Source organism: Mesorhizobium monacense, from assembly GCF_056781675.1.
The window spans coordinates 165,941-190,712 of record NZ_JBXAYW010000001.1; the positions used below are offsets into that span (position 1 = coordinate 165,941).

Annotated in this window: 22 protein-coding genes and 1 pseudogene; 7 read left to right on the forward strand and 16 right to left on the reverse strand. The window is 60.8% G+C overall.

All coding sequences use genetic code 11. The features are described 5' to 3' along the window. Window positions 1-85 precede the first annotated feature (85 nt). The gene (locus tag AC1RUK_RS33860; protein WP_481840343.1) at window positions 86-934 is read left to right on the forward strand and encodes an amidohydrolase family protein; all 849 of its coding nucleotides are present in this window, start codon (window positions 86-88) and stop codon (window positions 932-934) included. A gap of 353 nt (window positions 935-1,287) precedes the next feature. On the opposite strand, the gene AC1RUK_RS33865 is transcribed toward AC1RUK_RS33860, so the two are convergent. Continuing rightward, window positions 1,288-2,160 carry an urea carboxylase-associated family protein gene (locus AC1RUK_RS33865; RefSeq protein WP_481840344.1) on the reverse strand — a complete coding sequence of 291 codons (873 nt, stop codon included), beginning with the start codon at window positions 2,158-2,160 and terminating at the stop codon, window positions 1,288-1,290. Between the two features lie 184 nt (window positions 2,161-2,344). On the opposite strand from AC1RUK_RS33865, the pseudogene AC1RUK_RS33870 reads away from it, so the two are divergent. The 3 genes and pseudogenes from AC1RUK_RS33870 to AC1RUK_RS33880 form a co-directional block, all read left to right on the forward strand. Continuing rightward, window positions 2,345-2,483, forward strand: a pseudogene (locus AC1RUK_RS33870) (cupin domain-containing protein); the annotation flags it as partial. A gap of 320 nt (window positions 2,484-2,803) precedes the next feature. Then, window positions 2,804-3,538: a class I SAM-dependent methyltransferase gene (locus AC1RUK_RS33875; protein ID WP_481840345.1), complete on the forward strand. Its 735-nt coding sequence runs from the start codon at window positions 2,804-2,806 to the stop codon at window positions 3,536-3,538. A 154-nt stretch (window positions 3,539-3,692) separates the two neighbouring features. Continuing rightward, window positions 3,693-5,234, forward strand: coding sequence for a winged helix-turn-helix domain-containing protein (locus tag AC1RUK_RS33880; RefSeq protein ID WP_481840346.1), 1,542 nt, complete (start codon window positions 3,693-3,695; stop codon window positions 5,232-5,234). Window positions 5,235-5,269: 35 nt separating this feature from the next. On the opposite strand, the gene AC1RUK_RS33885 is transcribed toward AC1RUK_RS33880, so the two are convergent. After that, window positions 5,270-5,563, reverse strand: coding sequence for a DUF1127 domain-containing protein (locus tag AC1RUK_RS33885; RefSeq protein WP_481840347.1), 294 nt, complete (start codon window positions 5,561-5,563; stop codon window positions 5,270-5,272). 665 nt (window positions 5,564-6,228) lie between these two features. On the opposite strand from AC1RUK_RS33885, the gene AC1RUK_RS33890 reads away from it, so the two are divergent. Then, on the forward strand, window positions 6,229-7,236 hold the full coding sequence (locus AC1RUK_RS33890; RefSeq protein ID WP_481840348.1) for a substrate-binding domain-containing protein: 1,008 nt from the start codon (window positions 6,229-6,231) through the stop codon (window positions 7,234-7,236). A 96-nt stretch (window positions 7,237-7,332) separates the two neighbouring features. On the opposite strand, the gene AC1RUK_RS33895 is transcribed toward AC1RUK_RS33890, so the two are convergent. After that, window positions 7,333-8,775 carry a DUF3300 domain-containing protein gene (locus AC1RUK_RS33895; RefSeq protein WP_481840349.1) on the reverse strand — a complete coding sequence of 481 codons (1,443 nt, stop codon included), beginning with the start codon at window positions 8,773-8,775 and terminating at the stop codon, window positions 7,333-7,335. 627 nt (window positions 8,776-9,402) lie between these two features. Here AC1RUK_RS33895 and AC1RUK_RS33900 point away from each other — a divergent pair. Then, window positions 9,403-9,648: a MucR family transcriptional regulator gene (locus AC1RUK_RS33900; RefSeq protein WP_481840350.1), complete on the forward strand. Its 246-nt coding sequence runs from the start codon at window positions 9,403-9,405 to the stop codon at window positions 9,646-9,648. A gap of 191 nt (window positions 9,649-9,839) precedes the next feature. On the opposite strand, the gene AC1RUK_RS33905 is transcribed toward AC1RUK_RS33900, so the two are convergent. The 13 genes from AC1RUK_RS33905 to AC1RUK_RS33965 form a co-directional block, all read right to left on the reverse strand. After that, window positions 9,840-11,156: a carbohydrate porin gene (locus AC1RUK_RS33905; protein WP_481840351.1), complete on the reverse strand. Its 1,317-nt coding sequence runs from the start codon at window positions 11,154-11,156 to the stop codon at window positions 9,840-9,842. Then, complete coding sequence (locus tag AC1RUK_RS33910; RefSeq protein ID WP_481840352.1) at window positions 11,153-11,449, reverse strand: hypothetical protein; 297 nt, start codon at window positions 11,447-11,449, stop codon at window positions 11,153-11,155. The genes AC1RUK_RS33905 and AC1RUK_RS33910 overlap by 4 nt, the downstream gene beginning before the upstream one ends. Window positions 11,450-11,898: 449 nt before the next feature. Next, the gene (locus AC1RUK_RS33915) at window positions 11,899-13,161 is read right to left on the reverse strand and encodes a patatin-like phospholipase family protein (protein ID WP_481840353.1); all 1,263 of its coding nucleotides are present in this window, start codon (window positions 13,159-13,161) and stop codon (window positions 11,899-11,901) included. An 11-nt stretch (window positions 13,162-13,172) separates the two neighbouring features. After that, window positions 13,173-13,613: a hypothetical protein gene (locus AC1RUK_RS33920; RefSeq protein WP_481840354.1), complete on the reverse strand. Its 441-nt coding sequence runs from the start codon at window positions 13,611-13,613 to the stop codon at window positions 13,173-13,175. Window positions 13,614-13,748: 135 nt separating this feature from the next. Beyond that, complete coding sequence (locus AC1RUK_RS33925; RefSeq protein WP_481840355.1) at window positions 13,749-14,438, reverse strand: sulfite exporter TauE/SafE family protein; 690 nt, start codon at window positions 14,436-14,438, stop codon at window positions 13,749-13,751. A 13-nt stretch (window positions 14,439-14,451) separates the two neighbouring features. After that, the gene (locus tag AC1RUK_RS33930) at window positions 14,452-15,867 is read right to left on the reverse strand and encodes a dihydrolipoyl dehydrogenase family protein (protein ID WP_481840356.1); all 1,416 of its coding nucleotides are present in this window, start codon (window positions 15,865-15,867) and stop codon (window positions 14,452-14,454) included. Continuing rightward, window positions 15,864-16,967, reverse strand: a complete 1,104-nt coding sequence (locus AC1RUK_RS33935) for a tetratricopeptide repeat protein (protein ID WP_481840357.1) — start codon at window positions 16,965-16,967, stop codon at window positions 15,864-15,866. The genes AC1RUK_RS33930 and AC1RUK_RS33935 overlap by 4 nt, the downstream gene beginning before the upstream one ends. Further along, complete coding sequence (locus AC1RUK_RS33940) at window positions 16,964-17,749, reverse strand: SDR family NAD(P)-dependent oxidoreductase (RefSeq protein WP_481840358.1); 786 nt, start codon at window positions 17,747-17,749, stop codon at window positions 16,964-16,966. The genes AC1RUK_RS33935 and AC1RUK_RS33940 overlap by 4 nt, the downstream gene beginning before the upstream one ends. A 113-nt stretch (window positions 17,750-17,862) precedes the next feature. Next, window positions 17,863-18,486: a malonic semialdehyde reductase gene (locus AC1RUK_RS33945; RefSeq protein ID WP_481840359.1), complete on the reverse strand. Its 624-nt coding sequence runs from the start codon at window positions 18,484-18,486 to the stop codon at window positions 17,863-17,865. 134 nt (window positions 18,487-18,620) lie between these two features. Then, the gene (locus AC1RUK_RS33950) at window positions 18,621-19,742 is read right to left on the reverse strand and encodes a DUF4331 family protein (RefSeq protein WP_481840360.1); all 1,122 of its coding nucleotides are present in this window, start codon (window positions 19,740-19,742) and stop codon (window positions 18,621-18,623) included. 24 nt (window positions 19,743-19,766) lie between these two features. Next, window positions 19,767-20,570, reverse strand: a complete 804-nt coding sequence (locus AC1RUK_RS33955) for a MarC family protein (protein WP_481840361.1) — start codon at window positions 20,568-20,570, stop codon at window positions 19,767-19,769. A gap of 26 nt (window positions 20,571-20,596) precedes the next feature. Beyond that, window positions 20,597-22,015 carry a Dyp-type peroxidase gene (locus AC1RUK_RS33960; protein WP_481840362.1) on the reverse strand — a complete coding sequence of 473 codons (1,419 nt, stop codon included), beginning with the start codon at window positions 22,013-22,015 and terminating at the stop codon, window positions 20,597-20,599. An 88-nt stretch (window positions 22,016-22,103) separates the two neighbouring features. Then, window positions 22,104-22,745, reverse strand: coding sequence for a hypothetical protein (locus AC1RUK_RS33965; RefSeq protein WP_481840363.1), 642 nt, complete (start codon window positions 22,743-22,745; stop codon window positions 22,104-22,106). A 520-nt stretch (window positions 22,746-23,265) separates the two neighbouring features. On the opposite strand from AC1RUK_RS33965, the gene AC1RUK_RS33970 reads away from it, so the two are divergent. Continuing rightward, window positions 23,266-24,696, forward strand: coding sequence for an NAD(P)/FAD-dependent oxidoreductase (locus AC1RUK_RS33970; protein WP_481840364.1), 1,431 nt, complete (start codon window positions 23,266-23,268; stop codon window positions 24,694-24,696). The last annotated feature ends 76 nt before the right edge of the window (window positions 24,697-24,772 follow it).

Sequence of the window (24,772 nt, forward strand, 5' to 3'; positions counted from 1 at the left end):
CGGCAAGGCGATTATCAGTTTTACGCTATGACTACCGGGCACGCCCCAGGACCCGACAAGTCAGCGCGCGTGGAGGAGGAGTTTCATGCTCGTCATCGATTCTCATTTGCACTTTCAGGACCGCGTCCACTATCCGCTAACGTTCCCATCGGCCGTTGGCGACAGGCTCGACCGCGACTTCACGCCCGAAGACCTCCGCCCGTCACTCATTGAGTGCGGCATAGACAAGACCATCCTCGTTCAGTTGCACAACGACATCGACGAGACCGAAGACTATCTCGACGTCGCCAACAATGTCGACTTCATCGCGGGCGTCGTCGGCTGGGTGCCGCTAGCCGATGCCGAACAATGCGCAAAGGCGTTGGATCGACTTGCTGGTCGTGGCAAGTTGGTCGGCATCCGCCACCTAATTTCGTATGAGCCTGATCCCGAATGGATTCTGCGGCCGCCGGTTCTGGAATCGCTAGGTCTGCTCGCCGCAGCAGACCTGGTGTTTGAGGCAATACCACTCACCGAAGCGCAGTTGAGGTCGGTGCTGGAAGCCGCTCGGCGCGTTCCTAGTCTGAAGGTAGTGCTCAATCACATGGGAAACCCGCCCGTTGCAGATGAAGGTTGGGACCCGTGGGCTGCCCAGATAGCGCAAGCATCAAACCTTCCCAACATTTCGGTGAAGCTCTCCATCGGCCTCGCACTGGCTGTGCGGTGGTCCTGGTCTACGGACGCCTTGAGAAAGTATGCCGAGCACGTCATCAATCGGTTCACGCCGAACCGCGTTATGGCCGGGAGCAATTGGCCGGTGATTCTGCTCTGCGCGAGCGTGACCGATGCTTGGCGTGGAATTGAGACTTTGGTTGCCGGGCTAGCCGAACCGGAGCAGCAGGCGATCATGGGCGAGACCGCCCAGCGCATCTACGCTCTGGGAGGTCCTCGGTAGTCGGCACTCTTCAAAAAGTCCGAACTGGACCTCAGACCTGTGCACCTGCGAACGAAGCCAGTAGCCCAAATGCCCTCAACGGAGATCGCCTTGTCCATGACCATGAAATTCCCCTTCATAGAAGATACGCTCGGCAAGAAACTGCAGATCGGATCGGGGCTTTCGGTCGACTGCATGACGTGTCACCGGTGTGAAACTCGACGTCAAGGCGCTCGTCGACCGCTGGGCGAAGACTATGGGTGATTGCACTGGGATGGGATCAAGCGGCTTTTCTGCCAGCCATGCCGCGATGCTGGGCGACCGGACCGCAACCTGACGTTCACCAACCATTCAAGGACGCCAGAGCAGCGGCGCTAGACGCCTCCCGTGATCCCGTGCGTCCGCGAGTATCGGTTAGGGGACGGCGATTGCCATCCGGCCAAGGCGCCATCGCTCGGGCGATAGATATCGATCCTCAGGGGGTAGCATCGGGCAGCGTCATCGGAATGGCCCACGCTGCAATCTCCGCCCGGGCAGGCCGAGAGCGCGCCGAGCAGATCGATCTCGGCAAAAAGTTCGAGGAAATCCCCAGGACGCACTGGTGTGGGCTTCATGAAATACTGGTGCGTGTTGCGTGTGAAGCCCGTGCACAGGAAGACGTTCAAGACGTCGTGGATGTGCGGCTCGGCTTGCGCAAGCGGCATGTTCCGCGCTTCGGCAAGCGCTCGAGTCAAATTCGAGTGGCAGCAATAATGATACTCGGTCCCCTTCAGCAGGACATTGGTGTAGGGATCACAGCGAGTGCCGATCACATCATGCACTCCCGCTCCGTCCTCGTCCCAACCATACCAGCCGAGCGTATCGTGAGTGATGGTCGCCATCGGGCGTAGGCTTGGCAGACTGCTCCATAGACGATCGCCGGTGCTGACGTGCGTGGCATGAAGCGCTCGCGTCTTGCCGCTGAAGAATCGTTCGGACAGATCGTGCTCGTTCCAAAGATTGAGATCGCCGACCTGGGGGCCTTCGACACTGACTATGCGAAAGAAATGTCCTGCGGCAACTCTGAACGACTTGGCGTCGCGGGGCGGGACCAAGATTTCGGAGATTTTCGTCATTCCGGAGCGCGCTGCTTCGTAAAATGCGTTGTCGATCACCGGCAAATATTCCACCGAATAGACCGTATTTGCAGGCGCTCTACGCCGTGCTGCTGCGTCAGGCGGCTCCATCAAATGCACTGATCGTACCATTTGTCGTTCTCCCTCTAAGCGCGGCCCGACACCTGCGGCGGGGGTAGTGCCAGCAAGTGCCGGGCCTGACCGGCGAGGCTCAGTGGCGGCACCGGCTGGTTAATATATACGCTCCCGCTAATATAATCGGAACACACACAATTGATCTGTACGGAAATATGGGAACATTCTCCTGCAGCCGCCGTTGACCGTCTCACCACCTGGGCATGAGCGCTTTCGAAGCGCTTGCCAAGCTCGCGGCACACGGCTCTCCGGATCTGAAAGCGTTTGCCGACCTGCGGGACCGGTACGACACCGATCAACTCTCGATCCTGACAACATGAGCGCGAGCGCGATGTCGGTTTGGGCCGGCAGCGGACCGGCTGCTTTCGGCGCCAGGAAAGCAAGAGCGGACGCACAGTTCGACAAGTGCAATGTCTGGAGCTGACCCGAAGCCGACGTACCTCTTCGACGGCGCGAACGGCAGCTTTGCGCCTCATATCGGCCGTCGAGATGCGTTACCGCGCCCTCCAAAAGCCGGCATTCGGAGCCGCAGCGCACTGCGTTGATTGCGTTCCTCGCTCCAATTTCAGTCTAATTTCAGCTCGGCATCATGACGATCCGACGGCCTCGGGCATCATGATCGAAAACGTGGAAACGCATCATGACGGATATGGAAGGCGCACAGCACTGGACCGAGAACAATTCCCGCAGCTTTCTGGACTACGGGCGCTACTTCGTTCCAGAACGCGAGCGCCAGGTCGACATGATCGCCGACCTGATCCCGGTGGCCTCGGGCAGCTTGTTGGTCGAACTCTGCCCCGGCGAGGGGCTGCTTAGCCAAGCCTTGCTGGAGCGATTTCCGGACAGCCGGGTGCTGGCGCTCGACGGATCGGGTCCGATGCTCGAACGGACACAAGCGACCTGCCGCGATCATGCCGACCGACTGATCACAGCTACATTCGAGCTGGCGGATCGCGACTGGCGAAGCTTTTCCGAGCCGCCGCATGCGATCGTCTCATCGCTCGCGATCCACCATCTCGACGACCGGCAGAAGCAGATCCTGTTTGCCGACCTCGCAACGGCGCTCCGTCCCGGCGGTGTCTTGGTGGTGGCCGACATCGTGCGGCCGCCGAGCGCTGGCGGCCTCGCCATCGCCGCGCGGCAGTGGGACGAGGCGGTGCGTTCGCGCTCGCTCGCGATTGACGGCGACTTGGCTGCCTTCGCCGAGTTCAACCGGTTGGGCTGGAACTACTTCCGCAATCCCGACGGCGAGCCGATCGACAAGCCGTCCTCGCTGGCCGAGCAGCTTGGCTGGCTGACCGAAGCCGGGTTCAGCGCGGTCGACTGCATTTGGCTCTTCGCCGGCCACGCAATCTTCAGCGGGCGCAAGCCTTGATGTCGGAGGACAGCCGTGATGTCTTCGAACATGCTAGGAATTTGATCGACGACTGGAGCAAAGTGTGTAGCTGCTTTCCGTCCGGAATCGCGTGAAACTGTCTAACTGTCGCGTGCAGGCCGAATTTGTTTGACGTCTCCTTCGAAGGGGCGACATGACGACGTTCGAATTCTCCGGCCACAAGCTCGATCTGCGCAAAGGTAGGCTGCAGAGGGGCGGGCACGACGTTGACCTCCGAGCCAAATCGCTTTCGCTGCTCACCTATCTGCTGGAGAACGCCGGCCGCGTCATCGGCAAGGACGAGCTGGTCAATGCCGTTTGGCCCAACATCGCTGTCTCGGACGATTCCCTCACCCAATGCATGAAGGACGTCCGCAAGGCGCTCGGTGCGGATGCGGAAGGCCTGATCCGCACCGTGCTGCGGCGGGGCTATGTGATCGATGAGGATCGTGTGCGTCGAATCGGGGATCGCGAGGTGTCGGCCACGGGCACGGGGCCGGGCGCCGGCGACGCACCGTCGATCGCGGTGCTGCCCTTCGAGAATCTCAGCGGGGACCCGGCGCAGGACTATTTCGCCGACGGCATGGTCGACGAGATCATCACGGCGCTGTCGCACATGCGTTGGCTGTTCGTGATCGCCCGCAATTCCAGCTTCGCCTACAAGGGACAGGCCGACGGCTTGAAACGGGCCGGAGCCGAACTCGGCGTGAGATATTTGCTGACCGGCAGCGTTCGCAAGGCCGGCGACCACATCCGCCTCACCGGACAGCTCGTCGACCAATCGTCCGGCAAGACGATCTGGGCCAACCGCTATGACGGAACCATGGCCGACGTGTTCGACCTGCAGGATCGGCTCGCGGAGAATGTCGTTGGCGCCATCCAGCCCTCCATCCTGTCGGCCGAGATCGAGCGTGCGCGACGCAAGCGGCCGGAAAGCCTCGCCGCCTACGACTATGTGCTGCGCGCTTTTCCGCTTGCGTGGTCGCTCGAGCGGGCGCAGAACGAGGAGGCCGGGACGCTGCTTGATCGCGCGATCGCGATCGAGCCGGATTATCCGCTCGCGCTTTCGCTGCTTGCCTGGTGCCATCTGCAGCGCGTCGCCTACCACTGGACCGAAACGCCGGCCGCGTCTCGGGAGGAGGGCATGCGCCTGGCGCAGAAGGGGGCGGCGCTCTCCGGCGATGACCCGATGGTCCTCGCGGTGCTCGGCGCCGCGCATTCCTTCGCCCGTGACTACGATGTTGCCGACATGCATCTGACGCGGGCGCGCGCGCTCGATCCGAATTCGGCCTGGGCCTGGCTGCGCAGCGCCTGGCTTGATGTCTATCGCGAGCGGCCCGAGGCGGCGATCGAGAAGTTCGGGCATTTCGAAAGACTGAGCCCGCGCGACCCGATGGGCTACATGGCGGAGCTCGGCATCGGCGCCGCCCATCTCATTGCGGCGCGCTACGAGGAAGCATTGGTCATGACGCAGCGTGGGGTCAGCCGGCAGCCTGGCGCCACCTGGGCGCTACGCCAGCTGGTGACGGCGCTGGTCCATGCAGGCCGCAAGGACGAAGCACGGCGCGCTTGCGGCAGGCTGCTGGAAAGCCATCCGGGTCTGACGATCACCAAGATCTGGGACCAACTACCTTTCGAGGCGGGCACGCGCGAGCGCGTCGCAGCCAGCCTACGAGAGGCCGGCTTGCCTGAGTGATCTTGTCGCTGGCGACCGGCCGCTGGCGCGGCACCTCAGCATTCGCGGTGACGGCGCCGATCGTCAACGACCCTCGCCAGCGTCGCGGTCGCATCGCGGCCAACGGGGAGCGCGAGCGCGTTTTCGATGTCGAAGGCGGTGAGCCCGATATCGCGGCGCTCGCATTCGCTCATAGCGGCAAGGGAAGCGAGGTCTCTGCGTGCCTTCCAGAAGCGAGGCAGCCACAGCAGCGCCGATGTCACGGCGGCCAGCAGCCGTACAGGCCGGAAGGGGAAAGCACGCGATGGGCGATCGGCTGCGAGACCGATGAAACGAACTGTCGTGGTCACGATCTTTGTCTCCATCCTCGAACTGCCTCTAGCGGCAGCAAGGATGAGGGTAGTTGGCGCGAGGCCGCGACGCGTGAGGACGCGGCGAAACTTCGAGGAAATTGCGGCGAAATCAACGGGTGGCAACTAGTCTAGTCTGAAATGCAATCAGTGTCGCCTTAGAGGTCGAAAGCCGAACGGCAGCTATCCGCTAAACGCGCTCTGATAGCGGACCGACGGCTTCCGGCCCACTGCGGTCATTCGAGAACTGGCGGCGGATGACCGCTTTTGGCGCAACCACGACCTTCACCGTGGCCGCTGGCAATGTCGGCTTTCAGGCGGTGGCAAAGCTGACTTCAGCGGCCGACATGCGGCGCAAAGCTGCCGTTCGCCCCGTGGAAGACGGGACGTCGGGTTCGGGTCCAAAGCGCCTACAGCAACCAAGATCATTGGTCTTTGGGAATTGGAACGTTCCCCTATTGTCTCGTATGGTTCCGCCACCGCCGTGGACTTGAATTGGCCATACCAATGCCTGCTTCGCATCGATATCGTTGAGACCTTATTCTGCGTCGCCCACCGCGCCGATGCGGGCCGTTGGGAGGAGCCAGGCCCGTGCACCTGCGGCCAAGCGCCGAAGCAAATGTCAAAACCCTCGGCTTGCGAGGACGAAAAGGGAGGATAAGTGCATGAGCATGACGATGAGAAGGACACTTCTGCGCTCGACCGTCGTGGCGGCCGCCACGGCGCTCGCCGCTGCAATCTCGACCTTGCCCGCGCAGGCGCTCGACGCCCAATGGTGCAAGGACGTCCACATCCGCTTCTTCGTCGGCGGTGCCGAGGGCGACGCCTTCGGCACCATCGTCTACAATGGCGCCAAGCAGGCGGCAGCCGATCTCGGTCCGAAGGTCGACTACATCTTCTCGGGCTGGGACGTCGAAAAGATGGTGCTGCAATTGCGCGAGGCGGTCGCGGTCAAGCCCGGCGGCATCGCCATGATGGGCCATCCGGGCGATGCCTCGATCATGCCGCTGGCTGAGCAGGCGCATAAGGACGGCATCAAGATGATGTACCAGAACGTGCCGGTGCCGAAGGTGGTGGCAGCGTTCGGCGGCGGCTATGTCGGCGCGCAGCAGGAACAGCAGGGCCGCGCGCTCGGCGCTGAAGCCTTCAAGCTCGGCAAGCTCAAGGCCGGCGACAAGGCGATCATGATCGGCCCATTCGAGAACGAAAGCCGGGGCGCGCGCGAGCGCGGGACGGTCGCTGCACTGAAAGAGGCGGGCGTCGAGGTCGTTCAAATTAACTCTCAAACCGAGTGGGCGTCCGACCCCAATCTGGCCATCCCAGTGATCACCGCCGCACTGCTCAACAATCCCAACGTCAAGGCGGTCGGCTATCCGGGCGGCCAGATGCTCGGTAATGTTCCCACCTACATGCAGGCGGCGGGACGCAAGGCCGGCGATATCTTCAATTTCGGCTTCGACACCAGCCCGCAGATCGTCGAGGGCTTCAAGGGCGGCTGGGTGCAACTGACGGCCGACCAGCAGCCGTTCCTGCAAGGCTATCTGCCAATCCTCAGCCTTTGCCAGCAGGTGGTGCTCGGCCTGGCGCCAATGAATGTCGACACCGGCGCCGGCTTTGTCACGCCGCAGAACTACGAGATCGTCGCCGAGCTCGCCAAGCAGGCGCTGCGCTGACCCGTAACCTCGGCATGCCGGTCGGAGAGGCCCGACCGGCACCCGGAACCAAGCGAGGATCGCCATGGCCGAACGCATCAGCTGCCGGCTAAAGCGTTAGAACGGAGGAGGGCCACCGGGCGGGGGCATTGGTGGGCGGCCAACGCCGGCAGGGGCGCCGAACCGAGGGGGTGCACCGACCAAGCCATTATGCTGCGGACCAGGCGGCCGGATTTGTGATCGGGGCGGTCTGATCACGGCACCTGGGCGGTGCGGGCCATGCTTGGCCAAGGCCCGAGGCTTGTGGCCTGCCAAGGCACGAGGGGTGCGCCGACGCACGTCACCTCCCGCGGGCAGACTTCTGCCGTGCGCGCCGATACGCGGTGCGAGTTGTGGCTTTCCTGGCAGCGGATTTACGCGGCTCCCGCCCGGCGGTCTTGGGCCAGCGCCAGACATCCTCGGGGCGCCCGGATTGCCAGCTTTGAGGTCTTCGAGCATGCTCCTCCCAACGTTCGGATGTGAATGATCCAGCGGCGCGGTCTCTCCTCGATGCGGATTGAGGCCCGCCGCCCTTTCGATCAGGCTATTGCTGCCGTCCGCTTTCAGCTCCCGCACCAGCGTGTTTTGATCGAGCCTACTCAACTTCGATCGGTCAAAAGATATTCTGGAGCTGTCGACCTTCGTCCAATCGACCTGGTTTAAACTTATGTTGCCGCTGAAATTTCGGCCGTTGAAGCAGTCGTTGCATTTGATATCGACATCCCTCCCCCAGGAGCCGTAACCGCTCCAGGTCTCACCCTCGTACCAATCGACTGCTGCAGCCCAAGCAGCCCCAGTGACATAAGCGGCGTAGTAAGTTGCCGTCGGATCATAGTAAGACGAGTAGGAACGGGAGTAGTAGCTTACCCCTTCCGACCCGCGGCTGGAATCGTAGAGCTCCTCGGACCGGTACACGGGGATATAGATCTTGTCAGCCCGGGCCGGCGTGATGGTGACCCTGTCTCGCTTGCGGACGATCACGGTTTTGTCGTCGCTCTTGATGATCCCCTTGGCGACAGCCCTTCCACGCAATTGCTGGATGGCCTCAAGCAAGTCCTTTTGCTGATAGGCCACCGCGTCTCCCACCTGTTGAGTCCACTTGAGATCATCGCTCATCATCCTGATGATCTCGGGATAATTCATAAGCGATATGATACTCCCGTCCCATTTTTTGTCGGGCTTCGCCTCCGGCCGGGTGTTGACCAGGTCCAGATACCTTTGGGCTTCAACAATCTGCAGGGGATACAGGGACGCAGCTGCAATCGCAGCGACAAGCTCATCGGGATAGAGCGCGATGCGCGCCACCAGCACCTCCATCTGCATCTCGTTCAGCGGCTCGCGCTGAACACTGCGGGCAGAGGCGCTTTGCTCCTGCGCGTGTGCAAGGAATGGAGTACTTGCCGAAATCACCAGCGGCAGGAACAATGCCCGCAGCAAACGTGGCCGGGCGTTGGTACCTGCCCGGCCACGCGACCTTAAGAATTGCAGCCAATCAGACTGTAAGCGAAATATCTTGGTCATGAAACTTCTCTTGAACGTCACTGCAGGCCAATCAATCCACGAAACACTGCGCGAGCACACAGGTGGTGCCCTCAACCGGATTGGCGCGTTGATTACTAGGGCCAAGCCGGAAACAACTTTCGTGATCACCGATCCGTCATGGAAGTAGGATCGCGCGACACGGGATCACAGGCCGCGAAAATCGAACCCGGTGTTCTGGAGAACCGAACGCGGCTGGGCGGTCAGCGATGGATCTTGTTGCGATCGAAACACGTGCATGCGAACTCACCATGCGCGAGGTGACTCGTTTGGCGCGTTCGTCGCCTTCGACACCACGCGTGATGCGCCGCAGCATCGATTTCCTATCCAAGCACCTGCTAATGGTACTATGGTCCATATAGCCCGCACTGCCGGCCTAAAGTCCCCACACCCCGGCCGGCTGCGATTTGGGGACCGGTCATTCTGGTCAATGGCTGGTCCCCCGCGGTATGCCCTTGGCCGGCCGCTGTCGCTTAGGTGTCCTCCTTGGAAGGCGCGGGCCAGAGGGCTGGTGCCGGTAGGCACTGGCCCTCATCTTTTTGGCCTGTTGCCAAGCATCTGCTAATTAGCCAACCTCCAAATCCCTGAAGCGCCAAGTCAACTTGCACTATGTGCATAACACCTGACGAGTATCGGGCCAAATGGGGCCTGAAGGTTGACTACCCCATGGTTGCGCCGAACTATGGGCCCAACGATCTATCTTGGCGAAGTCGAGCGGGCTCGGCCGAAGGCCGGCAAAGAGCAACGGGCAAAAAGCGTTCGGCGCGGCGACCGCTATCCCTGCCCGTTTTGCACATGCTCCGATGTAAGGCCATTCGTGACAGCCGAAACGCGCATTGTGATGAGACGCGATGACTGCGGCGCATCCGTCCCGATCTGCATCGATGAATTGTACGCCGTCAGAGGCTGGAACCGCCGTCCCGCCAATAGGGGGCCGCACCTGTGGAAAGTAACCGCTTTGCCGCGGGCATGGGAAGTCAGAGCGTTGGGTTACGCTGCCAGATTTCAGGCGCGTTTACCTGGCGGAACGAATGAATTGACGTTACTCAGAAATTGATACCGAGCTGCGCGCCCACTACCACCGCGTTCTTGACAGCGTCTGTCCCTCCCGGATGCATGATATATTGAATGTCTGGCTGGACAAACATCGCGCCGTTCCTGACGTCGATCCGGTAAGTGGCCTCCAGAACGCCCTCACGGCCTTGACCGCCGATCGGACCAGGCAATTGCCCCTCGCGTTGAGCCTGGCGCAGGTCGTCACTGAAGCGACCGTATGCAAAGCCTAGGCTAATTGCGTCTCGCGGTCGGCTGTCAAAGAAACCGCGCGCCGAAATACCCGCCGTGAAAAAAGCTGATAACGGCTGCTTGTTGGGACTCGGCGCCAACGTTAACGAACCGAACACACCGAGGCCACGATTGCTGCCCGGAGCGCCGAACGGCACAATCACCTGGTCGAAAATGCCGTAAAAGCCCCAACTTCCGTGAACCGGATCTCCCGACTGGAACTCCGTGAGCCGATTACCATCATACCAGGCTCCGAGCTTGTAATTTCCAAGGAATTGACTGTCGCCCGGCTGTCCATTGATCTGATAACCAACCTCGGCCATCGCAAAAGCCGGTCCGTGCATAGAAAAGTCGAGACCGTGGTGCTCGTCGGCGCGGACATCTGGATCGCCATTGTACACGGCGCCCATGATATAGCTGCGCGGCGTCGGCTTGACCTTCGCCAACGCCCCCCAAGCCCCTGTGTAGGCGCTAATTCCTGGTGCATCGATCAGGATGCCGAATGGGTTGCCGCAAAAGGCGTTGGAAACCAAACCGCAGCTGTAGGCTGAAAACATGAAGTCATCCGTCGCGGCGAAGCGTCCAAGACGAAGCTCGAGGCGGTCGTCGAACAGCTGCTGCTGATAGGAAAGATCGATCAATCGCCAGGTTTGGAATCCGTAGATCTGCTGTGCGCTGAAGACGTTTCCTACATAATCCGCGGACAGGCTTCGACCCCATCGCTCGGAGGTCGACATGAAGAGTGAGCCGCCGCTTATCCCCGCGATCTGATCGAGGTCAGCCAAGAGGCTAAGCTCGACGCTTGTCGGGGCGGTTACGCCCTTGGAACGGCCGCCACTGGGATTGCCCGCTAAGTCGGTAACCAAGCCTAGATTGGCTGTGATTCCGGCGTTTTCGAGTGTTTGCCGCAGCCCGCCCCAGTCGCCCAACATGTGGTCGGCTGGCAACCCGAGTTGGAAGACGCGCCTTGTGGGGTCGGTCGAAGTCGTGTCGCCGGCACTGCTGCTGTGAGCAGGGTCCTGAGCCGAAGCTGCCGACGCGGAGAAAATGAACGCGAGCGCAAGAAGGCGGCTCCTCATACAGCAACCTCCACAATCGTGCGCCGATCATCCCATTGGCGAAGATTCTCACCGAGATAGAGCGCGATGCGCGCCACCATCACGTCCATCTGCGTTTCGTTCAGCGGCTCGCGCTGAACGCTGCGGGGAGAGGCGCTTTGCTCCTGCGCGTGTGCAAGGAATGGGGTGTTTGCCGAAATCACCAGTGGCAGGAACAACGCTCGCAGCAAGCGTGGCCGAGCGTTGTTACCTGCCCGCCCACGCGACCCTAAAAATCCCAGCCGATCTGGCTGTATACAAAAGAACTTCGTCATGGAATTTCCCTTGATGCTCAGCGCAGGCCAGTCAACCCACGAACATTGCGCGAGCACGGTGCGGGCCACAACCGGATTGGCGCATTGATTACTAGGGCCAAGCCGGAATCAACTTTCGTGATCACCGATCCTTCATGAAAGTAGGATAGCGCGACACGGGATCACAGGCTGCGAAGATCGAACCCGGAGTTCTGGAGAGCCGAACGCACAGAAGCGGTCAGCGATGGATCTTGTTGCGATCGAAACACGTGCACGCGTGCTCCGACCCGTGCCTGACTAGGCATGACTTACGGTCCAATGGTTTTAGAGCTCCACTATGTGCGGCTATACTTCCATAACTGAACAGCCGCCGCCTTTGTGACCGTCAAAGCGATGTCTTGCCGCAAGGTCGAGCCCCGGAGGGAAGTCGTACAAGCGTTCCCGCACGCCTTTTGCGGCAAAGGTCTGACTCAATTCGAAAATCCGGGTGGCGTCTTTTTCCACGGAACGCCGGCATGGCCCATTTCGTAGGCTTTTTCGTACAGCGCACGCATGTACTTGTTGTCGAATGGGCTTTTTGCTTCGACGGTGAAGTCCGTGGGGATATCTATGAAATTGTAGTCGATGCCGTCACGCTTCGCGGTCGCGTACAGCCGGTAGAGATCACCGATTGCTTGCGTTTTAATGAGCGAAGAAACGGCTTTTTCCGCGATATCAGGCAGTGTGGCCTTAACGATGCTTGGTTCCGGCATAGTCCTGCCGTTGCGGATGATATAAAGTCGCGCTTTCATCCGAGTATGGAAGATTTGATCGAGTTCGCGCAGTCTCAGCCCTGCGGGCATCAGGAACACCTCATTGCTGGTGCCACCGTCGACATGCATTTCGTGATACGTCCTGCCCGCCGCCGTTACTTCCAATTGGACCGGGGGAAAAATGCCGGGGACGGAGGTGGAGGCGAGGATAACTTGCTTAAAGAGCTTCAATCGATCCGGCCGGCTGCTCGCTGCGATGGCACCCATGTCCCAGATTACCGCTCGATCGGCATCAAGGTTGGTTGTTCCGATGAAGAGCCGCCGCCCCTTACCTGACTCCCGGGCGATCTGATCGAGCATAGCATACGTGATATGCTCGTCGAGCATCCTCGCGAGGGGCGCGTTGCTTGTGAAAGATGAACTCGACACGAGACCCAGGAGGCTGTGCTTGGTATAAATGTCGCTATCACTGATTTTGGTAAAACCCTGCTTCAATTCATCATCGTAGGCCGGCCCGAGGAACGCGAACGGCGCGATCAAAGCTCCGGTACTGATACCGGTGACAATGTCGAATTGGGGCCTGGTTCCGGCCTTGGCCCATCCGGCGAGAATGCCGGCTCCGAAAGCGCCACTGCTACCCCCGCCGGAAAGGGTAAGCGCATTGAGCTCTCGCAGTTTTATGGATGCGTCCGTCTTAGCCGCCATTATCCGCTGATCTCGAAAGAGGACGAGCCGATTGGCCGGGAAACTTGCGTAAGAATCTCCCCACACGCGAATGTCGCCTGGGTAGCCACTCACCTCAGCGTTCGAGATATACTTTGCAGGCACGCCGTCGCGAGGGTAAGCGGCAATGCAGGCTGTAAGTTGACTGGCGCCCACAGCAAGGACCACGGTCTTAAGGAGGGCGTTCCATAGCAAGGTTCGCATCGAGCTGCAGATGCCAGGCAGGACGATGCAGTGCTTGTAGAATCTCGTAGCCATAATCATTCATCCTACCGCAAGTGGCTGAGCTCCTGCCGGCAAGACTCCGCGAAGCTGCGAAGGATGTCATGGCCGGCGACCTCCGACTTGAGCGCTTCCAGAGCAGACGAAGGGGCCTCGTAGGTTTTGACGATGCTTGACAGGACAGCCTCAGCAGCCTCGATCGTGACTGGCTTGGCAAAGAGGCGTAACTTGTTGATGGTGGCGTACATCGGAACCAGCTTGGCCGGGTCGTCCAGGCGTTCCTGGACCACGCCGTCAGCATAGGCCTTCGATGCCTGATCAATGAACTCGGCGAATAGCCGCTCGCGGCGCGACCCTTCCTTATCGAGACGTTGGATGCGATCTTGATGATTTTGCGTGAGCCAAGTGGTGGCGAATGATGCCATAGCACCGATGGCGGAGCCCGAGAGCGCGGATACGGCCGAGATGGTTGCTGGGTCCATCGTCATGGGATTGTTCTTGAAGTTTCCGGACGGACAATTGCTTGGTGGAGATGATCCTGGCCAAACCGAAGCTTTCTCTCACGGCAGCCTGAACACGACGTCGGCCGACGCGCACAGCGAGAACTTTTGAGTTCAGCCCGGTCAAACATTTGCGTGAACGAGAACTGTGTAGATCGTCGTCGTGCCGATTCCGATCGTGAGGAGGCCGACGGCTGCTTGCAGACCATGGTTCATTCCGGTGAGCAGACGCGCCGACGCCATGAGCGGCACCGCAATGACGCTCGACAATGCACCCATCCCGATCATCGAGCCCATGCCGAACAGCATAATATAGACCACGCCCTGAAGCGGGTCCGCGACCTGGGACACCGCGAGCACCAGCAATGCTGCCGACCCGGCCATACCGTGCATCAGTCCCACGGCCAGCGAACGCCAACGAAATTCATGCTCAGGCGTACGCTCGGCGCTGCTATTTGGAACCCAGTCGCCGACGTGAAAATGGCGAACATCATGACTGTGCGGGAGGCGTATGCGGTCGCGCCATAGCCGCCACAACACGTGGGATCCAAGGCCAACAAGCATGATCCCAACCGCTGCTTCGAGGTGCCCCTCAAGTGCAGCCGGGATGGTCCGACCCAGTATGATCGCGGCGCCAGCGAATGAAAAAAGTGTCAACGTATGCCCCAGTCCCCAGGTCAGGCCGTGCTGGACAATATCGGCCATTCTGGTTCGGCCAGCAGCAATACTGGACACCGCTGCTATGTGGTCTGCCTCAAGCGCGTGCCGCATTCCCATAAGAAAGCCCAGGCCCAGTATCGGCATGGAGATCATCGGACACCTCATTTCAATATCGGGAAGCCGCGTCGCCTGCCCAGCCCACCTGCAGGTCGAGTTGACGGCCTGCAGCTGCAGCCGCGTAGGCAAGATTTCCCGTATAGGTTGGAAACGCGAGCGGAACTCGAGCTAAATCATCCACCCGCATCCCGGCAGCGATCGCTATTGCCGCAACTTGGGCAATCTCCACTGCCCGTTCGCCAACAACGTGGCAGCCCAATATCTTCGCGGTTGGGCGATCCACAATAAGCTTGCAGAATCCAACTTTACGCCCATCGATAATCGTGCGGATGGTGGAGTCAAAATGTATTACCGAGATCACAATATCATGCGTCTCACGGGCCTTTGCTTCCGTCAGGCCCGCGCTCGCATACTCCGGATCCGTAAATCCGGCGCTCGTATTTACGCCTTCCTCGAGCCGCGTAGTTGGGCCCAGTATCGCGTTCGAAGCAGCTAGGAAGCCCTGCTGTATGGCCTGCGGAACCAGCATTAGTTGACCAGTCACATCGCCGGCGGCGAAGATACTGGAGGCCGAGGTTCTCAGGTAGGGATCTACCTTCACGAACCCTCGGTGATCGCTCTGGACGCCCGCTGCAGAGAGGTTCAGCTTAGCGGTATCCGCTACCCAACCGGTCGCCATCACAATCAGCGCAGCCTCGGCGCAATCGCGTTTGCCGTCCTTGCGGAAATTCATCCGTACTCCAGTCGATGTTTTCTCGAAGGATTCGATGTCGCCAAAACTCTCACGCACGATCATACCTGCCTCGCGGAAGGCGGCTGTGACCGCTGATGCTACGTCCGCATCTTCCGTTGAGAGGATGCGAGGTCCTCGCTCGAAGAGGTGGACCTGCGAACCGAATGCTTTGAAAATCGAGGCGACCTGCACAGCGGTAGCCCCGCCGCCGACGACGAGCATCGATGGCGGAACTTCGGCCAAAGCCAAGGCGCTGCTGTGGGTGCTCGTCAGCTCGAACCCTGGTGTTGGATCTCTCCGACCGACACCTCCTGTACATATGATGATCTTTTCAGCATGGAGCCTCAGCCCACGTTCCGTGATGATGGTATGAGGGTCGGCGAAGCTCGCATTGCCGGCCTCCTCGTAAACCGTGACCCCGGCGGAATCGATCTGCTCGCGCAAGGAGGAATGCGCAACTACGTCGCCAAGGACTTCGCGCACACGCGCCAGCAGCCGGGAGTAATCCAGCAGCGGCTCTCCCACAGCGATGCCGTATTGATCCAACTGTCGGGCCTCGCGGGACAACCGCGCCGCATAGGCCAGGGTCCGTACTGGAACTGGCCCATCATTGGCGGCCATCCCACCAAATGCAGAGCTGGTGACCAGCGCAGTCCGCGCGCCCAGATCCGCGGCGCGCAACGCGGCAATCGCTCCAGCCGGTCCGGCGCCGACCACGACCACGTCTGTCACCTTGTCGCTCCGTGAGAATGCCAATCTTGCGCCGAGGCGGATGGCTTTTCGGCATGGTATCGGAGATGCTTATGCGGCCCCTCCTGAACCCCCGAAACCTGTTGCGCATTGCGCAGTGCCTTGGCCAAAAGGCTGCGCGACCGCGGTGTGTCGCGGATTTTCCGATTGGCCAATGCCAGCTCGACCGCGCGCTGCGGTCGGTTGCCGATCCCCACAAAGAAGGCTGCCGCGTGATCGGCATAGGCGTCTGGCCGTCGCGCCAGCAGCAGCTCGTACGCTGTAGCGGCACGTTCCGCTTCGGTCGCAGCTTTGCTGTCCCCAAACGCGGCCAGGGTCTCCGCATAAATCGCGCGATATTCGGGGTCGGAGGTTTCTACCAACGGCAGGATGAGCTCCATCGCGACGTGCAACTGTCCGCGCGCGAGCGCCACTTCAGCGCGATGTCCTCGTCCCGGAACGTGCGCGGGCAAGATCGCGTCGAGTTCGGCGAAGATCGAATCCGCTCGGTCCAAGTCACCCTGGCGCATCGCGCCTACGCCCCATTCGAACAGCAGTTGGCCGCAGGGGAGCGGCGACACGCCCTCGTCGGCATCGATCGCGGCTGCATACGTATCCTCTGCGTCCGGCCATCGATTCATCTCCGCCAGCAGCGACGCAAGGGCGCCTAGCGTGTGAATCCCAGGTTCGTGATCTTCCAGTCTTTCACGCATGACCAGCGCGTCTTCGTATCGTCCGGTCGCCTGCAGCAGCGCGGCCTTTTCGCCATCAATCTCGTTTCGCGGATGTCCAGCCGCGAGCGCTTGATAGAGACGCACGCTTGCTTCCTCGAACCGATGGAAACGGCTCGCGAGCTGTGCACGAATGTAGAGCGCGCGGGCGGCGTCGGACGACCGGGCAATCGCCACGGTTGCGACGAGCTCCGCTCGGTCATGGTCGGCGACACAGCCAAGCACGTCGCCGCGCACGAACAGCAATTTCGACAGCGCCACCAAGCTGTCGAAGCCTCCCCCCTCGTCACAACGACGCTCTAGGCTTTCGATCGATGCCGAAAGGTTGGCGAGGGCGATGGTGCCGCTGGTGTAACGACCAGGCTCGATCATGACGCTTTTCTCAAACCGGTCAGCAGTGCCGGATAACCGCGGGTCAAGGATCCACCGTCGATCGCGATCGTGTCCCCGTTGATGGAAGGCGCTTGGTCCGACGCGAAAAACACCGCGACCGCAGCAACTTCCTTCGCGTCAACTGCGCGATTCATCGGGATAATGCTCATGAAGAGTTCACGCATGGCGGGATTTTCTACAGCCGACCGCGTCAACGCGGTTTCCACCAAGCCCGGCGCGATACCTACGACACGGATGCCGCGAGCGCCAAGCTCCAGCGCACTTACGCGGGTGATCATGTCGACGCCGGCCTTCGCGGCACAGTAGGCCACTTGCCCCTCGCCCGGCTGCCGTGCGTTGACCGACGAGATATTGATGATGACGCCAGGATGTCCCTGCTCGAGCATTTGGCGGGCGGCGTGCTTCACGCCGTAGAAGACGCCGCCGAGAGTCACAGCCTGGACGGATCTCCACTTGTCACCGGTGAGCTCGGTCAGCGGCGCAATGGCACCAATTCCCGCGCAGTTGACCACGATGTCCAGCGACCCAAATGCCTCGCGAGCGGCACGCATGGCGCCTTCAACCTGGCTCTCGTCCGACACGTCGGTGACGCGTCCGATCGCTCGATCGCCGAGCTCGCGAGCTGCTTCATCGACTGCTGTCGCATTGAGATCGCAGAGCAGCACGCTCGCGCCGGTTTCGATAAACGCTTTCGCGATCGCCTTGCCGATGCCTGATGCTGCGCCGGTCACGACGGCGCCCTTGCCTTGCAACAAATCCATGTTCATTTCTCCTGTGGGCCGGTGGAGTATTCTCCGCCGGCGTAGTTGGCCTTCTGGCTTGAAAGGGGGCTGCGCTTCGCGATCAGCTACGCCAAGCTCCTCAGTCGCAACCGTCAAAGTATCGTCGCCATCTCCTCAAACGAGAGGCGCGGGCTGCGCGGGAACAGCTTGGCGTCTTCGCCGTAGCCGATGTTGATAATGACGTTGGCTTTGATCTTGCCGTCAGGGAAGAACTCGTGCTCGACCTTGGGCGAGTCAAAGCCGCTCATCGGTCCGGCGTCCAGACCGACGGCGCGCAGGGCGAGAATGAAGTACGCGACCTGCAGTGTGCCGTTCTGAGCGGCGCTACGCGCGGCGAAGTCCGGATTACCGGCAAACCAACTCCCCGCATCGGCGTGTGGGAACAGGAACGGAAGGAGCTTATAGAATTCGACGTCATAGCCCATGATCGCCACGACCGGAGCAGCCATGGTCTTTTCGACATTGCCGGGCATGAGCGCCAAACGCAGCCGCTCCTTGGCTTGATCGGAGCGCAGGAAGAGCGCGCGCAACGGCTGCTGGTTCGCCGAGGTCGGCCCCATCTTGGCAAGATCGAGCGCCTGCTGGAGCAGCCCGTCAGGAACAGGAAGATCGCGGAAATGGTTGTGGGTCCGAGCTTCGGTGAAGAGCTGGGCCAGGACCGCGGCGCCAAGCGGCTCGCCGCGGCCAATGCTCTTGCGATCGACAATGACGGTCATTCGGTTTTCCTTATTGAGCACGGCAGTTTGTCGGAACCGAACTTGCTCGGCCGTGCGGCAGCGGAGGCTGCCCAGTGAATCTATCGCGCGCGCCGTCGGCATATTCTGTGGCGACGGAGGTGCGCTGAGCATTCTTAGCCCCTCAAAAATGCTGGCAGGGGGATGTCAGCCCGCTTGTTAGGCTCGCGCACGTAAGGGAACGAAAGGCTGGCAGGCTTGGTGGGAGCATCGACGCCGTCGCCCAAGCGCTCTCCCTGCCCGCCATTCACCATCAGCGTCAGCAGCTCGTCGAGAATGTCGTCGTCGAGCCATCGACCGCCGGACGTCATGTGGGAGCGGTTGGCGAGCAGAGCGCGCTCTATCTCGAGGAAACCGCCTGGCGCAAAGGGCCGCGAGAGATCCAGCACCAGGAAATCGTCCATGAGCAGATCGCGCAACGGGTGTGGCATGTCTGGTCCTGCCGACCACGCCGTTTGGCCATCAAGACCATCCCAGAAGGCCAAGTTCGTGTCGAGACGCGATTCATAGAGCGGCCGATACACGTCGGAGAGCGCGAACGCGTCTTCGCGATTGTAGAGATCGCGAAGCTCGACGCCCTTCGTGCGCGGATCGCGAGCCGAGTTCGCAATGATGACGTTCTTGATCTCCGGCCGGCCGAGGCGTTCGAGGCGGATCGGATTGCCGCGGCGCGTTACCACAGTTTCCGAGATGGCCGCGATCAGTGTGACGCCACCGAATTCTTCGACGATTGGAGCGAACGGGATATCTACGACGATCGACAAGACATCGCGAAGCTCGACGGTGTTTACCGCCGTGTTGAGCGATAGTTTGCCCGAAACATCCGTTCGCAGCGCAGCCTCGACATCCATGAAGAATGGGTCGCTGACCAGTCCCGCGAAGAAGCGCATCCCATCCAGTTGGAACGGTTCCCCGACGACAAAGCTCGCCTCGCGACCATCGGAGGTGGCGATCTGCCCTTGCTGAACTGCGGTTCCGTCCGCCACACCCTTGAAACGGACGTCGATCGTATGTTCAGTCGCTTCTGGCGTGATGGCGCCGCCGGACCGTGTCACCGGACGCAGCCGAAACCGATGGGTGACGACGTCGCTAAAAAAAGACTGCGATGTCGCCAGTGGGAACACATTCATGATCAGGACCAGGTTTCCTGGTCGTTCGGGACTCGGAAATGCGTAGAAATCAGTGATGTCCACCGAAGGATCGCCCGTCACAGCCGGGCCGCTGAAATGATCTGACATCGTGTTTAACTCCGTTGAATGGCTTCAGAAATTTCGTTCAGCGAGCAGACGGACACCGTCCGCCACGGCCTGCGCTCCAAGCGCAACGAGGAGGACGTTCATGACGCATCCGAGAATATCGAGGGCAGGCTTGCTGAACGGGATTTTTGCGATTGCACCGACGGCCAGCATGGCCGCCAGGTCCAGCACGAGCACGAAGGCCGCGGTCGCCAGGATCCAGAACCCCCCGGAGCCGAGAGGGTGGAGCGTGAACAGCAGGACCAACAGTGCAAGACCATACGGCGTGACGATGGTTGGGAAAGCGATTGGGGCGAAGGCCAGTTGGGACTCCAGCGCAGTCGGGGCCGTCCCTGGCGCTGACGCCTGCGCTTGGGGCTGCCGCGGATTATAACCTGCAAGAACCGGTCGCAATGCGATCAGGAACAGAATAACCCCAGCCGCGAGAAGCAATGCGCCCACCGAAATGCCCCAAGCGCGAAGCGTGGCCGCACCCGCCGTGGCGGCAAGAGCGACAGCGATGGTCGCAACCAGAAAGGCTTTGAGCGCGATGCGACGCCTGGAGGCGACGCCATAGCCATCCGTCATTCCAGCAAAGGGGCCTATGACGTTGAGCGGCCCAAGCGTGACGAACAAGAAGGTAAACGCTTCGCCAAGCGTCCAGAAAGGTGGTTGGCTATGCACGGGCGATTGCGCGGCAACGTCTTGCGCGAAAGCAGCTGGCGCCGCGGTCAGCAGGCAGACGCCGGTAACCGCTACTGCCAGCGTCATGGCGGTCATCGCGCCGCAGAGCCTCAGCGTGGAATACCCCTTGCAGTTCCCGATAGCCATCGTTCGCTTCCTTCACCCGGCGCAGATCAGAACTTCTGCTCGATGAGCCCTTCGAGCGCTTTCAGTCCGGGAACGAACAGATATTCACCTCCCTTCACTGTCACGAACGTCGGAAGATCGAACAGGAACGGCTGCTTGGCGCCTGGCACCATCATCTGCGAGCCTTCGCCACCGACGCCGTTGATCGGGTCCTGCTCGTTTGGATCGAGGCCGATGAACTCGCCCCCATTCATCCATTCCTGTTGGATGAACTCGAACTGCCTCTCGATGTCAGCCTGGATGAATAGATTCACCAGGCCCCGATCGACGCCGTCATCTTCCACCGCTCCGTCTGCCAGATGCGGACCGTATTCGACTCCGCGCCGGATCAGCCGGTGCCGCCGGACGGCAGTCGCGCGCTTCAATGGCGTCGCGCGCGGATTTGTGCGCCTCAAATGCGCGCCGAGCGGACATCGCAGACCGTCGTCGTCCCCCTCGTAGGTGAAGTTATTGCGCCGCATCGGGTCGGACGCGATCGCGGAATCGTCCTTATCGGGCGAAAGGTCTATCGGGCAGCCGCTGCGCCAACGACCCATCATCTTTGCGGCAACCAGTTCTTGATGGCCTGGATCGTCGGAACCGTAGAGCGACTTGGCTGCGGTATGCAGATAGTTGCGAAAAGCAGCCACATCCTGATGGAGCTTGCGGAAGACCATGTAGGTCCCATTGACACGCAACTCGAACGGCTCCGGCGCCCCGGTGCCGCCGGGCCCGGCCTCATCCTCGTAGCCCAGCAGGAACTCGCCCGGCTTCAACGAGCGCCACTTTCCATCAGCTTCCGGTACACCGTCGCCGGGGTAACACGGCGTATCAGCACCCTCGATGGGAGGCTGGGAAATTGGGTCGGCAAAACCGAAATGCTCACCCTCTGACCCGATCCCGTTGGCATGAGCGAGTGCCATCGTATCCTGTACAAAGCGGATCTCTATCCCGCCCATCGCTTGCATCTCGGCGGCAAGGACCTGCATCGCGACTTCACGACTCTCGTCTGAATCGGTCCGAAGCCACGCCATCGCGTGAATGTCCGGTCCGCCGAGGCCGCCCTCCCAATGCTCCGGCGCGTGGGGCCCGACGTCGCCTACGAGACCGGCCCGGCCAGCGGCGCCGGTGCGGAAAGCGTTCGGGAAGCTGTCAAGCGACCGCTGGGACAGGCCCAGCGCCTTCAGCCCCTCGAAAGTGAAGCCGACGTTGACTGTGAAGCGAGTTCCGTGTTCGCCCGACAGGGCGTTCACGCGCGACATCATGACACGCAGCCATTCACGCGCCTTCGCGCCATCCTCGAATTTGAGGAAGATGTGGCGCCCATATCGCATCAGGATGGGGGCAATGACATTGTCCTGGATGTCGCCGATATTGGCTCTAAGCTCCGCTGCGCTCAGAGCCCGGGAAGCAGCTGCAATGCTCATTTGATTTGCTATCCTCTGAGGTGATCGAGCGACGCTGCCGGCGTGGCTCGACCTTGGGGGTCGACCAACGCCGGCGAATGATGCCGCCCTACGCGGCCTTCTTCACGCCCAGACGCTCGGCGACGTCAGTGTATTGCGGCTGGTCGGCGACGTCGGTGTCTATGGCCGCCGCGCTACGCACGTGCGGGAAGGGCTTGACGAGTTCGCTGAGGAAGGTGTCGACCAAGTCCTGGATGTTGCCGGTGCCTTTGGCGACTGCACGCTGGAAGTTCTGGGTCTTCGTGTACCAGTCCGCCTGCTTTTCGATCTGGCTGTTGCTCAGGCTCGGGAACGCATCGTAGCAAGCCAGGGTCTTGATCTGACCGCGCGCAATATACTGGACGATGTCGCGAGCCGTCACGTCGGGACCTGTGGGACAGCCGATGCACTGGCCCCAGATCGCTTCCAGGTTCTCGCGCCCGTTGAGCACGAAATCGTCGAAATACTTATCCAGGCTGCTATCAAATTGCGAGACGAAGTAGAGTGTAGGGCCGAAATCTGCGCTCGTGCCGACGAACCAGCGTGCAGCGCGAATTAGCCCGAGCAGTGTGGTGGCTTCGGCGAAATTCAACTCCGGCGGATTCCAGAACTCGTGGAATGCGAGCGTGTTCGTCGCCTTCACAAGGTCGGCATCTGGCTTGAGCGGCCACATGCCCAAGAATTCGTGCACTTCACGCTCGCCGTCCTTCATGAGGAGGCCGGGGTGACGCAGGTCCCAAGAGGCGGGGCTAGTGCTTGGTCCGGACTGCACTGTTGAATTGTTTTGCTTGTTAGTCATTGGGAAAACCTCGTTCAGGTGAATTGGGGATCGATGCCGCGCCGGGAGCAGGCTGATAGGTGCTTGGCCCGCCGAAGCACTTTCTCCTGATGTGCGCTCCGGCGAATGGTGCCGTTGCTTGGTCACCGATCCATGTTGACCAAGTAGGCTAGGCATATCTGGATGGGAAGTACGCTTTGACGAACTCTAGGTTCTTGTGAATCGAACACCAGTACGAAGTCGGGAATTGGATTGAATTGATATGTCTGCGGGGCTTGCTACCCATTGTGCCGCGACTACACGAATTCGTGATGAGACCAGACGAAGAGGAATTTTCAAAGATTTCTCAATTCTACTTAGAAGCCCTGCTTTTGAGGCCGAAACTAAGAACGTCTCTATTACGAACATGGTGTTCGTCATAGTCGAACATTCAAAGCATGGATGATGTGTTTAGATGTCGGGCGCAAACACCTCGGCATCCGATGATGCGGTGACGCTTATCTCGAAGAACTGCAAGGACATAAAGATGCCGCTGCAAGCAAAAGCCAACCACCACGCTGCTCAAATCCCGCAACGTTCGCTGAAGCCAGGCTCGCCTGAAAAAGCGCCCAACATTGTCATCGTGGGCGGTGGTGTTGCCGGGCTGGCGCTGGCCACCCGACTGGGTGATACGCTGGGCCGCCGCGGCAGAGCGCGAGTCACCCTGATCGACCGTAGCTGGTTCCATGTCTGGAAGCCAATGCTCCACACCTTTGCCGCTGGCACCTGGAACATCTACCAGCAGCAGGTGCACTACCTCGCGCATGCGCGTGCACATCACTTCGAATATGCGCCTGGGCAGGTGGACGCGATCGACCGCACGGCTCGGCATATTCGCCTGGCGCCATTGTCCGCGGGTACGGAGATACTCGCTCAGGGCCGCGATCTGAACTATGATGTGCTCGTTCTCGCCTTCGGAAGCCGCGCGAACGACTTTGACACGCCCGGCGTGGCCGAACACTGCCAGTTCATCGACAGTCAGGACCAGGCTGAGAGCTTCAATACCCGGCTTCGGGCGCAGGTAGTGCGCAGCTTGGCTGAGCGCGACTATATCGACATTGGCATCGTCGGCGGCGGCGCCACTGGCGTGGAGCTGGCCGCGGAACTCAGCAGGATGGTCGAGCTAGCTTCCAGCTACGGGGGCGCCGACATCCGCCACCGGCTTCGCGTTACTCTGCTGGAATCCGGACCGCGCATCCTCGGCGCATTTCCGGAGAAGGTTTCCACCTCAGTGATATCGGAATTGCGAAAGCTGGGCGTGGACGTGCGCACCGGCGTCAAGGTCGTGAGCGCCAGTCCGGGAGGTTATCTGCTCGAGGGCGGCGAAAGTCTCCCTGCGGCGCTGAAGGTCTGGGCAGCGGGCATCCGCGCCTCCAGCAACTTCGACCTGTGCGGGTTGGAACTGAACCACGCCGGCCAGATCGTCGTGGGCCCTGACTTGATGGCCAAGGGCGACCCATGCATTTTCGCGTTGGGAGATTGCGCGACATTTTTACCGGAGGGTGGAGAGCGACCGCTGCCTGCAAGTGCACAAGTGGCCAGCCAGCAAGCCCTACATCTGATCCGCCATTTGCCGGCCTTCCTCAGAAAAGGCACGCCGGTGCCGCCATTCAGGTTCCAGGATTTCGGCGCATTGGTAGCGCTCAGCCAATACAATGCGTTCGGCACATTGGGCCGCTTCGGGTTTTTCAAGGGCGGCTTCATCAAAGGTCGGTTCGCACAGCTCAGTCACGCTGTGCTCTACCGGCGCCACCAGCTCTCGCTTCACGGGCCCTTCCGCGCGGCCTTGCTGTGGGTGGCCGAGCGAATCAACGCCCTGGTGCAGCCCCGTATCCGAATGAGCTGACGGCGTCTCGGCTGCGCGTCTACGGGTATGAATTAACCAGCCAGCATCCGCAGCGCTAAGGCTCGGCTGAAGACCC

What these genes read in the sequence shown, in the direction of transcription:
- AC1RUK_RS33880 (WP_481840346.1), top strand. Translation starts at nt 3,693, where the DNA reads ATGACGACGTTCGAATTCTCCGGCCACAAGCTCGATCTGCGCAAAGGT.
- AC1RUK_RS33945 (WP_481840359.1), bottom strand. Translation starts at nt 18,486, where the DNA reads ATGACCGTCATTGTCGATCGCAAGAGCATTGGCCGCGGCGAGCCGCTT.
- AC1RUK_RS33875 (WP_481840345.1), top strand. Translation starts at nt 2,804, where the DNA reads ATGACGGATATGGAAGGCGCACAGCACTGGACCGAGAACAATTCCCGC.
- AC1RUK_RS33965 (WP_481840363.1), bottom strand. Translation starts at nt 22,745, where the DNA reads ATGAAGGACGGCGAGCGTGAAGTGCACGAATTCTTGGGCATGTGGCCG.
- AC1RUK_RS33895 (WP_481840349.1), bottom strand. Translation starts at nt 8,775, where the DNA reads ATGACCAAGATATTTCGCTTACAGTCTGATTGGCTGCAATTCTTAAGG.
- AC1RUK_RS33925 (WP_481840355.1), bottom strand. Translation starts at nt 14,438, where the DNA reads ATGATCTCCATGCCGATACTGGGCCTGGGCTTTCTTATGGGAATGCGG.
- AC1RUK_RS33935 (WP_481840357.1), bottom strand. Translation starts at nt 16,967, where the DNA reads ATGATCGAGCCTGGTCGTTACACCAGCGGCACCATCGCCCTCGCCAAC.
- AC1RUK_RS33905 (WP_481840351.1), bottom strand. Translation starts at nt 11,156, where the DNA reads ATGAGGAGCCGCCTTCTTGCGCTCGCGTTCATTTTCTCCGCGTCGGCA.
- AC1RUK_RS33940 (WP_481840358.1), bottom strand. Translation starts at nt 17,749, where the DNA reads ATGGATTTGTTGCAAGGCAAGGGCGCCGTCGTGACCGGCGCAGCATCA.
- AC1RUK_RS33950 (WP_481840360.1), bottom strand. Translation starts at nt 19,742, where the DNA reads ATGTCAGATCATTTCAGCGGCCCGGCTGTGACGGGCGATCCTTCGGTG.
- AC1RUK_RS33860 (WP_481840343.1), top strand. Translation starts at nt 86, where the DNA reads ATGCTCGTCATCGATTCTCATTTGCACTTTCAGGACCGCGTCCACTAT.
- AC1RUK_RS33910 (WP_481840352.1), bottom strand. Translation starts at nt 11,449, where the DNA reads ATGACGAAGTTCTTTTGTATACAGCCAGATCGGCTGGGATTTTTAGGG.
- AC1RUK_RS33970 (WP_481840364.1), top strand. Translation starts at nt 23,266, where the DNA reads ATGTCGGGCGCAAACACCTCGGCATCCGATGATGCGGTGACGCTTATC.
- AC1RUK_RS33920 (WP_481840354.1), bottom strand. Translation starts at nt 13,613, where the DNA reads ATGACGATGGACCCAGCAACCATCTCGGCCGTATCCGCGCTCTCGGGC.
- AC1RUK_RS33890 (WP_481840348.1), top strand. Translation starts at nt 6,229, where the DNA reads ATGAGCATGACGATGAGAAGGACACTTCTGCGCTCGACCGTCGTGGCG.
- AC1RUK_RS33865 (WP_481840344.1), bottom strand. Translation starts at nt 2,160, where the DNA reads ATGGTACGATCAGTGCATTTGATGGAGCCGCCTGACGCAGCAGCACGG.
- AC1RUK_RS33960 (WP_481840362.1), bottom strand. Translation starts at nt 22,015, where the DNA reads ATGAGCATTGCAGCTGCTTCCCGGGCTCTGAGCGCAGCGGAGCTTAGA.
- AC1RUK_RS33915 (WP_481840353.1), bottom strand. Translation starts at nt 13,161, where the DNA reads ATGGCTACGAGATTCTACAAGCACTGCATCGTCCTGCCTGGCATCTGC.
- AC1RUK_RS33955 (WP_481840361.1), bottom strand. Translation starts at nt 20,570, where the DNA reads ATGGCTATCGGGAACTGCAAGGGGTATTCCACGCTGAGGCTCTGCGGC.
- AC1RUK_RS33900 (WP_481840350.1), top strand. Translation starts at nt 9,403, where the DNA reads ATGTGCATAACACCTGACGAGTATCGGGCCAAATGGGGCCTGAAGGTT.